The sequence below is a fragment of the Paenibacillus solanacearum genome, from assembly GCF_910593845.1.
GTDB lineage: Bacteria > Bacillota > Bacilli > Paenibacillales > NBRC-103111 > Paenibacillus_G > Paenibacillus_G solanacearum.
On record NZ_CAJVAS010000011.1, the window covers coordinates 92,226 to 102,879 of the forward strand.

10 protein-coding genes are annotated in these 10,654 nt (G+C 54.9%); 7 read left to right on the forward strand and 3 right to left on the reverse strand.

Features of this window, described 5'->3' with window-relative positions; genetic code table 11:
* Positions 1 to 43: 43 nt before the first annotated feature.
* On the forward strand, positions 44 to 922 hold the full coding sequence (locus KXG62_RS14405; RefSeq protein WP_218092683.1) for a carbohydrate ABC transporter permease: 879 nt from the start codon (positions 44 to 46) through the stop codon (positions 920 to 922).
* Complete coding sequence (locus KXG62_RS14410) at positions 919 to 1,752, forward strand: carbohydrate ABC transporter permease (protein WP_246627449.1); 834 nt, start codon at positions 919 to 921, stop codon at positions 1,750 to 1,752. The genes KXG62_RS14405 and KXG62_RS14410 overlap by 4 nt, the downstream gene beginning before the upstream one ends.
* Before the next feature lie 32 nt (positions 1,753 to 1,784).
* On the opposite strand, the gene KXG62_RS14415 is transcribed toward KXG62_RS14410, so the two are convergent.
* On the reverse strand, positions 1,785 to 2,537 hold the full coding sequence (locus KXG62_RS14415; protein WP_218092684.1) for a 3'-5' exonuclease: 753 nt from the start codon (positions 2,535 to 2,537) through the stop codon (positions 1,785 to 1,787).
* Between the two features lie 115 nt (positions 2,538 to 2,652).
* Here KXG62_RS14415 and pdaA point away from each other — a divergent pair, with 115 nt between their 5' ends.
* The 3 genes from pdaA (at position 2,653) to KXG62_RS14430 (ending at position 5,021) form a co-directional block, all read left to right on the forward strand.
* Positions 2,653 to 3,441, forward strand: a complete 789-nt coding sequence (gene pdaA, locus KXG62_RS14420; RefSeq protein WP_218092685.1) for a delta-lactam-biosynthetic de-N-acetylase — start codon at positions 2,653 to 2,655, stop codon at positions 3,439 to 3,441.
* A 241-nt stretch (positions 3,442 to 3,682) separates the two neighbouring features.
* Positions 3,683 to 4,525 carry a helix-turn-helix transcriptional regulator gene (locus KXG62_RS14425; RefSeq protein WP_218092686.1) on the forward strand — a complete coding sequence of 281 codons (843 nt, stop codon included), beginning with the start codon at positions 3,683 to 3,685 and terminating at the stop codon, positions 4,523 to 4,525.
* A 202-nt stretch (positions 4,526 to 4,727) separates the two neighbouring features.
* A complete protein-coding gene (locus KXG62_RS14430; protein WP_218092687.1) occupies positions 4,728 to 5,021 on the forward strand; it encodes a DUF3817 domain-containing protein in 294 nt (97 codons plus the stop codon).
* A 159-nt stretch (positions 5,022 to 5,180) separates the two neighbouring features.
* On the opposite strand, the gene KXG62_RS14435 is transcribed toward KXG62_RS14430, so the two are convergent.
* Positions 5,181 to 6,563, reverse strand: a complete 1,383-nt coding sequence (locus KXG62_RS14435) for a dipeptidase (RefSeq protein ID WP_218092688.1) — start codon at positions 6,561 to 6,563, stop codon at positions 5,181 to 5,183.
* Positions 6,564 to 6,789: 226 nt separating this feature from the next.
* Between KXG62_RS14435 and KXG62_RS14440 the strand changes: the two genes are divergently transcribed.
* On the forward strand, positions 6,790 to 7,224 hold the full coding sequence (locus tag KXG62_RS14440; RefSeq protein WP_218092689.1) for an NUDIX hydrolase: 435 nt from the start codon (positions 6,790 to 6,792) through the stop codon (positions 7,222 to 7,224).
* Positions 7,225 to 7,347: 123 nt separating this feature from the next.
* Here KXG62_RS14440 and KXG62_RS14445 read toward each other — a convergent pair whose 3' ends face one another.
* Entirely contained in the window at positions 7,348 to 9,315 is a 1,968-nt protein-coding gene (locus KXG62_RS14445; RefSeq protein WP_218092690.1) for an ABC transporter ATP-binding protein, read from the reverse strand.
* Between the two features lie 213 nt (positions 9,316 to 9,528).
* Here KXG62_RS14445 and KXG62_RS14450 point away from each other — a divergent pair, with 213 nt between their 5' ends.
* Positions 9,529 to 10,650 (forward strand): ABC transporter ATP-binding protein, encoded by a 1,122-nt coding sequence (locus KXG62_RS14450; protein ID WP_218092691.1) that lies wholly within the window; start codon positions 9,529 to 9,531, stop codon positions 10,648 to 10,650.
* The last annotated feature ends 4 nt before the right edge of the window (positions 10,651 to 10,654 follow it).

Sequence of the window (10,654 nt, forward strand, 5' to 3'; positions counted from 1 at the left end):
TGTGCGCCTTTTTTCATTCGCGCCTCCATGAAAGGGGAAGAACATGATAAAAACCAGAACCCGGCAAAATCTCGTTTATATCGCCTTTGTCGCCCCTGCCGTCCTGTTCTTTACGCTCATCATTCTGGTTCCGTTTGTCCGAGCGATCGTATTTTCGTTCCAAGACTGGAACGGCATCAGCAGCAATATTCGCTGGGCGGGCTGGAGCAATTACGCGAAGCTGATTCAAGATACCGGCTTCATGAAATCGTTTGCATTTACGGCGAAATTTGTCGTCGTCACCACTGCGCTGCTCAATTTGTTCGGGCTACTGCTCGCGCTCGTGCTCAATATGGCGTTCAAAACCCGCAATGTGCTGCGCACGGCATTTTTCCTGCCCTATGTCATCGGCCCTGTCATTATCGGGTTCATCTGGCAGTTTATTATTACGCAGCTGTTCGGTGAGATCGGGGCTGCAACCGGCTGGACGCTGTTCATGAAAAACTGGCTCAGCTTGCCGAATTATGCGTTCTGGTCGCTCATTCTCGTGACCGTGTGGCATTCCGTCGGGTATTTCATGATCATTTATTTGGCGGCGCTGCAGGGTGTGCCGAAAGATATGCTCGAAGCGGCGCAAATCGACGGCGCCAGCAAGTGGAAGCAATTATGGCATGTCGTGCTGCCGCTCATTCGTCCGGCGATGACGATCAACTTGTTTCTGGCGATCTCGAACGGTTTCAAAGGCTTCGATCTGAACTTCGCGCTCACGCGGGGCGGTCCGTTCGGCGCGACCGAGTCGCTGGCACTGCATATTTATTTGGACGCGTTCACGAAGAACTTGTTTACGTACGCATCGGCCAAGGCCGTCGTCTTCTTCCTTGTGCTCGCATCCGTCACGCTCGTTCAAGTCGCGGTCATGAAACGCAGGGAGGTGGAGATGTGAATCGGGAACGTTACAGAGCCGGCAAGCTGCTGCTTGAGCTCGGCATGATTGTACTGGCGATCGCTTTCTTTTTCCCGCTATATTTGACGTTCATTAACGGGATGAAAACGTACAACGAGGTCGTTACATCGACCGTGGCGCTGCCGCATATATTCCAGTTTAAAAACTTCGCGATCGTCTGGAAGCAGATCAATTTTCTCGGCGTATTCATGAATTCATTGATCATTACCGTATTCTCGGTTGTCGGCATTTTGCTGATCAGCTCCGCGGCGGCGTACCAGCTCGTTCGCTGGCCGGGGCGCGTAAGCCAGGCCATCTTCCTGATCATTTTGTCGTCGCTTGTCATTCCGTTCCAGACGATGATGATCCCGCTCGTCAAAGTAGCCAAGGATCTGCATCTGATCAACACGCTGTACGGCATCGTGATGATGTACTGGGGATTCGGCATTCCGCTGGCGCTGTTCCTGTATCACGGCTTCATCAAGTCGATTCCCCGCGAGCTGGAGGAGGCGGCGCATATCGACGGCAGCGGCCCGGTTGGCGTATTTTTCCGGATTTTGCTCCCGCTGCTCAAGCCGATTACGACGACGATCGCCATTTTGCATTCGCTTTGGATATGGAACGATTTCCTGCTGCCGCTCATTACGCTCAGCTCCAAAAAAAATCAGACGATTCCGCTCGCCTCATCCGTCTATTTCGGCCAATATACGAATGAATGGCATTTGGCCATGGCGGCGCTGACGATGGCGGTTATTCCGGTCATGCTCTTTTTCCTGCTGATGCAGCGGTATATTATTCAAGGCATTACCGCCGGCGCGGTAAAGGGTTAAGGCATAAGAAAAAAGCTGCGGCTCCTGAGCGATCAGGAGGTCTGCAGCTTTTTCCATTTGCGTCCGTATTTCATGTTCGACAGCTTGACGAACAACTGCTCGACGAGCAGAATTTCGTCGCCGGTCAGACGCATGACGCTGAAATACAATTTCGTTTGCGGCTCCGCCTTGAATTCGTTCCAGGACAGCACTTTATTTTGTCCGGCCGCTTCGTCCAGCGATAGCAGTATCCGTTTTTTGATGCCGCCGGTACATAGTTTGAATGGATCGGGAACAAAATATTGATCAGATTGGATGATATCCGGTTGATGCTTGACCAGCTGCGCCGCGTTCAGTGCATCGTCCAATGCCGAATGATGCTGGCCGATCGCCTCGAGCTGATGGTCGACCAGCGCCTGCTGCAGTCCCCCTTCGTAAAAGCGGGTCAGGTCGACCAGCTTGTCCAGCCAGTCGGAGCGAAGCCGATTCACCTTGCAGTCGACGAACAGATGAAAGAAATCGCCCGCGCCCCAGGCGAATAGCTTGAAGGACTCGCCGCAGAACTGCTGGAAACGCCCGATCACCTCGTCGAACGAATCGCTTTGCAGCAGCGTCTCCTTCGAGATGCCGCAAAATTGCAGCGCAAACCGGTTAATCGAAAAGTTGGGCCGTATATACGACTGGAACGTGTCTGTAATTTCCAGTTGCTCGTTTAACTTGACCGCGCCGATCTCGATGATCTCCATCGGCCTGACATCGTAATGCTTGCGTCCGTTGAACTCCAGATCAATGACGACATAATTCATGAAGTCTCACCTCTCACTCTACAATACCATAGCATGACCGCATTTTCCTATAGTAGCTCGCTGCCACATGCCACATTTTCATTCTCAGACTTACTTGAAAGGAGACGATATTTGCATGAAGCGCCGCTTATTCATCATGATGGCCCTGCTCGTAAGCGTCACCGTGCTGCCTTGGACCGCAACGGCCGGCGGCAGCGCGGATCGTCCTTATCACTTCGGCTTCAAGAAGAGCCGCAATGGTTCGCCGGCCTCGATCAATGAAGAAGGCTTCCGGGGCATTGTAGAAAAGCATGGGGCGGTCTTTCTCGGCAATACGGCGAATAAAGAACTGTATCTTACGTTCGACAACGGCTACGAGAACGGCTTCACGCCGCAAATTCTCGACGTACTGAAGGAAAAGCAGGTTCCGGCGATCTTCTTCGTCACCGGCCATTACATCAAGGAACAGCCGGAGCTGATGAAGCGCATGGTTAACGAAGGACATCTGATCGGAAACCATTCGTGGAGCCATCCCGACATGAGCCAGATTTCCTCCGCCCGTATCAAGGAGGAGCTCGACAAGGTGAGGGAAGGCGTCGCTCAAGTGACCGGCCAGCAGGAGATGCGCTATCTTCGCCCGCCGCGCGGCATTTTCAGCGAACGGGTATTGGAGACGAGCGGCAAGCTTGGGTATACGAGCGTCTTCTGGTCGATCGCGTACCGTGATTGGGACACGAAGGAACAGAAAGGTGCGGACTATGCGTACCGGCAAGTGATGCAGCAGATGCATCCAGGCGCCGTCATTTTGCTGCATAGCGTCTCGAAGGACAATGCGGAAGCGCTGGGACGCATCATCGACGACGCCAAGAAGCAGGGGTATGAATTCAAGAGCCTCGATCAGCTTGCCACCAGGCAGTATGAATGAAGGAAGTAAGAAGCTATGCCCCGGCGTGGCTTCTTTTTTGCCGAATAGGCATATCGGATTTGTCCATCCCCGGCATGTTATTTCTCCATGGCGCCCGGATTCGGCAGCGTGTAGAATAAGCGTAGCGACGGCGCTTCGAAGCATAATCATGCGCCGATTGATGCGCAGGCAGCCGCAGCTTTGCATTTAGCAGGGCGAGGGGCCAAAGCGCAATTCGTTTATCGTAAAGGGAGTTTATGAGATGAATGCGATCCAGCTTGCCGACCATCTGCACCGCTCTGCCTTCTCGATCAGCTTCGCGGGAAATACGATTCTGCCGGCGGGTACATACAATGAGCCTTATGTACATGGTATTCATTCGCTTCATTATATTGTCAGCGGCAGAGGCACCTATGTGATGAACGGGGTAGAGCATGCGATCGGCGCGGGCAAGGTCATGATCTTCGTTCCCGACACCTTGTTTGAATGGCGGATAGCGAAGACGGAGGACGTCGAGATCTACCACATCCGGTACGATTACCAGATGGTGTTCAAGGACAAGCAGCATTGGCTAATGCAGCCCCCCGGCGACGGTCTGGCATCCTTGCGGGGAATGCTTGCACTCGAACGGCCGCAGGAAGTGCGCATGCTGTTCGATAAGGTGTTCAAGCTGTGGAAAGCGTGCGACTCGCTCTCCCAATACCGCTGCGATCTCGCATTCCGGGAGCTGTGGCTGCTGCTGGCCGAACAAGTGCGCGATCAGCAGTACTGGAGCGATACCGAATCGGCGATCCAGTTCACCTTTGAATATATTACGGAGCATTACCGTTCTCCGCTAACGATAGAGCAGCTCGCCAAACAGGCGGGAATCAGTGCAGGTCATTATTCGCGGGAGTTCAAACGGCTGTTCGGTGTCGGTCCCAAAGAACATATCATTCGTGTGCGGATCAATCATGCCAAGGAACTGCTCGTTACGACCGGGCTCAACTTGACCGATGTTGCCAAACGGGTCGGCTATGACGATGAATTTTACTTCAGCCGCGTGTTTAAGCGGATCACCGGCATGACGCCTTCTTCCTATGCCAAGCAAATGCGGGCGCAATAAAGATGCCCGAATCGGCCTCTACCGCCTTAGAGACGAGCTGCGGGAGGGGGCTTCTTTGCTTTTTTGCGAAAAACGCCACAATTGCGTCCGGGACATGTATTGAACGCCAGGATGGGAGCCCTTACAATGGTATGAAAAGCGCGGTTTCGAATAGGGCTGCCGTTATTGTCCGGCAAAGACATGTATCGAATGGAGGAGCGTCATGGGGAAGTCTGTTATGGGCATTTTTCGCAGTGTAGGGATCATCGAAGGGTTTTCATACTTGATTTTGCTGTTTATCGCGATGCCGCTCAAATATTATGCCGATATGCCGGTTTATGTTCGGGTTGTCGGCATGGCGCACGGCGTCTTGTTCGTCTTGTTCCTGCTGCTGCTTCTGATCGTATGGATCAAGCACCGCTGGACGCTGCTTCAGGTGTTTTTGGCCATCGTAGCCGTGCTGTTGCCGTTTGGCACCTTCATCTTGGAAGCGCGGCTGCGCAAAACGATTGGATAGCCGTACAAGGCAGCAGTAAGGTTTTCCGACGCGCACGAATCCCAAGTGCGGACTGCGGCGCGGCGCGGCGGTCGGTCGAACCCGGCAGGATGCCGCTTGATGCACGACAAACGAAGAACCCTCCGAATCGCATGCTGCGATCGGAGGGTTCTTTCGCCGTTACGCCTGCCCGGGCAATGATTGCAATTCGCGCCAGTAGCGGCACAGCGTCGCGATGCCTTTGTCGAAGTTCTCGAGATGGAAATGCTCGTTCGGGCCGTGCATGTTTTCGCCCGGCAAGCCGAAATCCATCATCACGACGGGAGCGCCCAGCACACGGGAGAATACTTCGACGATCGGGATGGAACCTCCGCTGCGGATGTACACCGGCGCTTTGCCGAAGCCGTCGGTATACGCGCTGGCCGCGGCCTGGATGTACGGATGGTCCGGCGGGATGAAGAACGGCTTGCCGCGGTGCGATTGCTGTATGGATACTGTGACGCCTTGCGGCTTATGCTTGTCGATATGGCGTCGAATCAGCGCCATGATTTCATCAGGGTCCTGCTCGTCGACAAGACGGCACGATACTTTCGCCCCGGCCGATGCCGGTACGATCGGCTTGAGTCCTTCGCCTTGGTAGCCGCCATAGATGCCGTTAATTTCGAGCGTCGGTCGTGCGGTCGTGCGTTCGAGGAACGTATATCCCTTCTCGCCATACAGCTCGGGTACTTGAAGCTCGCTGCTGATTTTGGCGTCGTCCAGCTCCAGCGGTTGCGACGCTTCCCGGTCGGCGTCCGTCAGTGGGCGCACCTTGTCGTAGAAGCCCTCGATCGTAATTATGCCGTCCGCGTCTTTCATGGAAGCGAGCAGCTCGACGAGCGCCGAGACCGGATTGGCGACGCCGCCGCCGTACAGCCCCGAATGCAGATCGTTCTTCGGCCCGGCGATATCGATCTGGAATCCGCACAGACCGCGGAGTCCGCAGCAGATGGACGGCACGCCCTCGTCATGCATCGGGCCGTCGGAGATGACGATCAGGTCGGCGGCCAGACGCTCCGCCTGCTGCTCCAGAAACGGCGCCAGATTCGGGCTGGCGATTTCCTCCTCGCCCTCCAGGCAAAACTTGATGTTCACCGGCAGACGCCCTTCCGTTTGCAGGAACGCCTCCACCGTCTTGATGTGCGTGTACAGCTGCGCCTTGTCGTCCGTTGCGCCGCGCCCGTACAGCTTGCCGTCGCGGATGACCGGTTCGAACGGCGGCGTCTCCCATTCGCCGGACGGTTCGGCCGGCTGCACATCGTAATGGCCGTAGACGAGCGCCGTCGGCTGGCCGGGGGCGTGAAGCCAGTCGCCGTACACCACGGGATGGCCGTTCGTCTGCATGACTTCGACATGCTCCAGACCCGCCTTGCGAAGCGAATCGGCCAGCCATTCGGCGGCCTCCTTCATATGTACTTTATGCTCCGAGCTGGAGCTGACGCTTGGAATGCGCACGAATTCGATCACTTCTTCCAGATGCCGGGCGCGTTCCTTCTCCAAATACGATTTCACTTGATCGGTCATAAGCGGTCTCCTGTTCCCGCTTGCCCAGACGGCAGCGTGAGTTAGTATTTACCTAGTGTAGCATATTTGGCCGCTGAATATGATAGGCCGAAGAGGACTGCGCGGGAGGATGAAATGGATGTTATGAAGGAAGCGTGCTGCGAATATAGCTAGTATTATGACGGCCATGTGGTAAAATAGGCCCTGTAAGGTTTATGCCACAATTCGTTTTTTCCCAGGAGGTGATGTGTTGAAAAGAGTCGATGTCGCCAGTGCCCTCATATATGACCGATCGAAACATAAGCTGTTAATGGTGAAAAACACGAAAAAAGATTCGTCTTATTGGAGCCTCCCCGGGGGAGCGGTCGAAGCGAATGAAACGCTGGCACAGGCGGTCGTGCGAGAGACGAAAGAGGAGACCGGCTACGAGATCGAATCGGCCGGTATTTATTCGGTGAGGGAAGTATTTTTTGCGGGAAGCGGTCATCATGCCATCATCTTTACGTTTCTGGCCCGCATCACGGGAGGCGCCATGGAGGTCGACGATCCCGACGGCGACATCACGGAAGTCCGGTGGATGGATCTTCGGGAAGCGAATGCGCTCATGCCCGGCCTGCCGGATATAACGATAGCGTCGCTCGATACGTTATCGGCCCTGTACCGCTTCGAGGCGGGAGGATAGTTTCCATCTTATTTGAAAGCGCTTGCTACTGGAGGTAAAGCAAGAGCCCCTCGTCGAGGGGCCCCTTGTTTGGCAACACTTGGTTTCTTTCCTTGTTCATCGATCGGGAGACCGCTTGCAGCATTATCCCATCGATTGCCGCAGCATTTCTTCCGGGTTCATTGCCTTTAACTGCTTCGAGTACAGGTCGCGGTATAGTCCTCCAGCCGCAAGCAATTCGCCGTGGCTGCCTTTCTCGACGATGGCGCCGTTCTCCAGCACGAGAATCTGGTCGGCGCGGACGACCGTCGCCAGGCGATGCGCGATAATGAACGTCGTGCGTCCTTTCATGAGCCGCTCCAGTGCCTCCGTCACCAGCGATTCCGATTCGGCGTCGAGCGCGGAGGTCGCTTCGTCGAGAATCAGGATGCGCGGCTTTTTGAGCAGAGCGCGGGCGATGGCGATCCGCTGCTTTTGCCCTCCGGACAGGCGTACGCCCCGTTCGCCGACGATCGTGTCGTAGCCTTGCTCCATATCCAGGATGAAGTCGTGCGCGTTGGCCGCTTTCGCCGCTTCCCTGACATCGGCTTCCGTCGCGTCCGGATTGCCGTAGGCGATATTCTCGTACAGCGTACCGGAGAACAGCACGTTATCCTGGAGCACGACCGCGATATGTTTGCGCACGTCGTACAGGTTGTAGTCGCGAAGATCGACGCCGTCGATCCGCACGCTGCCTTCATCCGGATCGTAGAAGCGCGGGATGAAGTTGACGAGCGTCGTCTTGCCGGCGCCGCTCGGGCCGACCAGCGCAATGACTTCGCCGGGGCGTGCTGTGAAGCTGATGTTTTTCAGGGCAGCGCGAAATTCCGTGACTGTCGGCGGCGGCTCGACCCGCGTGTTCGGCGGTACGAGGTAGAACTTCTTCGCCGGCTTCACGAGTTCCACCAGATCCGGGTCGTACTCGCCCTTCTTGTCATCCTGCGCCGGCCGTTCGGGACGTTCCATCACGTAGTTGAACGAGACGTTGTCGAATTGTACGGCGCCGCGGCAATGGTTGAGCGGCTTTGCATTTTCCTTGATCGTCACCTCGGGCTCGATATCGAACACTTCGAAGATCCGCTCGATGTTGCTGAGCGAGTTCTGGATCGTCGCATTCGCTTCGGCGAACCGCTGAATCGGGCCGTACAACTGCCCGAGGTACGCTTGGAACGCCAGCAGCGAGCCGATCGTCAAATTTCCTTTCAGCACAAGAGCTCCGCCGGCAAACCAGATGATAAGGTTTCCCGCCTGAGTGAACGTTTGGCTGAAGCGTCCGAGCGAAGCGGCAAGCATCTGCGCCTGATTGGCGAAGCCGATATGATGCTTGGCTTGCTTCTCGAACCGGGCCATCTCTTTATCTTCTTGATTGAACGATTGCACTACCTTCATTCCGCTGATCCGTTCCACCAGCACGCCGTTGATGCGTTCCATCTGGCGGTGCACCGATCGCCAGGTCAGGCGGATGCGCACGTTCATGTTCGTAAAGGTCAAATAGTAGAGCGGCAGCAGCCACAAGGAGAGCAGAGCCAGCTGCCAATGAAGCGTGAACAGCATGAATCCGGCGAACAGCACGAGCACCAGATCGATGATCAGATTGATGACGCCGCCGTTAATGATGTTTTGCGCGCCGTTGACGTCGTTGATGATCCGCGATACGATGCTGCCGACTTGCCGGTTGTCGTAGAACCGCTGCGACAACTGCTGCATGTGGCGGTACAGCTGGTGGCGGATGTCGTACACCATCCGGTTTCCAAGCCGGAACGTGGTCGTGCTTCGCAGAAAGTTGATCCAGATGCCGAACAAGTAGACGGCTCCCAGTACGCCGATGACCCGTCCGAGCGTCCAAAATCCCGGTTTGCCCGGCAGCACTTCGTCAATCAAAATTCTGGTCATTTGCGGGGTGGTCATCGGTACCGCGAATTGCAAAATGCCAAGACCGATAATGCCCAGCAGCCGAAGCCGGTACGGCTTCAAAAATACGAGATAACGCTGGAAAAGCTTCTTCTTGCCTGCGGCTGATGAAGTGCCCGCTTCCTTTCGCGCCCCTGCTTGCGGCGCCGTCTGCGTCTCCATTTGCCCAAACCCTCCCTTGGATAGAACACAACTTCAATACAGGTTACTATCGTTAACCTTTACAAAAATTAACACAAAAAAAACAAAATAAAAATGAACGATTCCCTCAATAAACATGGACTATATTGCTTAAAGGAAAACTTCACACTATCTTCACACTAAATGAGCTACTATATAAAAAAGATAGTGTAAATTGCGCGTGGAGGCGATTACATGGCCAAGATTTTGATCAATCACTTATACAAGCGATACGGGAAAGATAAGCACCCGGTCGTGAAGGACTTCCATCTGGAAATTCAGGACAAGGAGTTTCTTGTTTTCGTCGGACCGTCCGGCTGTGGCAAGTCCACTACGCTTCGGATGATCGCAGGACTCGAAGATATTTCCGAAGGGGAAATATACATCGGCGACACGCTGGTGAACGACCTGCCGCCGAAAGACCGCGACATTGCCATGGTGTTCCAGAACTACGCCCTGTACCCGAATATGAGCGTATACGAGAACATCGCCTTCGGCCTTCGGTTGCGTAAGCTGCCGAAGCACGAGATTGACCTTGCCGTTAAGAAAGCGGCCCGCGTACTCGAAATCGAGCAGTATCTCGACCGCAAGCCGAGACAGCTCTCCGGCGGTCAGCGTCAGCGCGTAGCGCTCGGAAGAGCGATTGTCCGTAACCCGCAAGTGTTCCTCATGGATGAACCGTTGTCCAACCTCGACGCCAAACTTCGCGTACAAATGCGTACGGAAATTATCAAGCTTCACAAGACGCTCGGCGTTACGATGATCTATGTAACGCATGATCAGATTGAAGCCATGACCATGGGTGACCGGATCGTCGTCATGAAGGACGGGATCATCCAGCAGGTCGATACGCCGGAGACGATCTACACGACGCCAAGCAACACGTTCGTTGCCAGCTTCATCGGGTCGCCGCCAATGAACTTCATCGACGGCCGCATTCAGGAGAATGTGCCGGGCAAGCTGGAATTCCATACGCAGCGCTTTGCGATTGAGATTCCCGAAGGAAAGAAGCATGCGCTGATCAAGAACAAACAAGTGAACAAGACCGTAACGCTGGGCATTCGGCCGGAGAACGTCAGCTTGGAAGAGATCGTATTCGAAGCGTTCCCGAACGCTGTCGTACCAGGCACGTATAAGCTGGACGAATTAATGGGAGCGGACCGGTTCCTGCATCTGGATATCGGCCAAGACCGCATGCTCGTAGCTCGTGTGAATCCGCGTTATCGCTTTGAAGAAGACGATAAAGTGAAAGTTGCGATTGACATGTCCAAGGCGCTGTTCTTCAATTATGAAACCGGCGAACGTTTTATAGATTAACTCC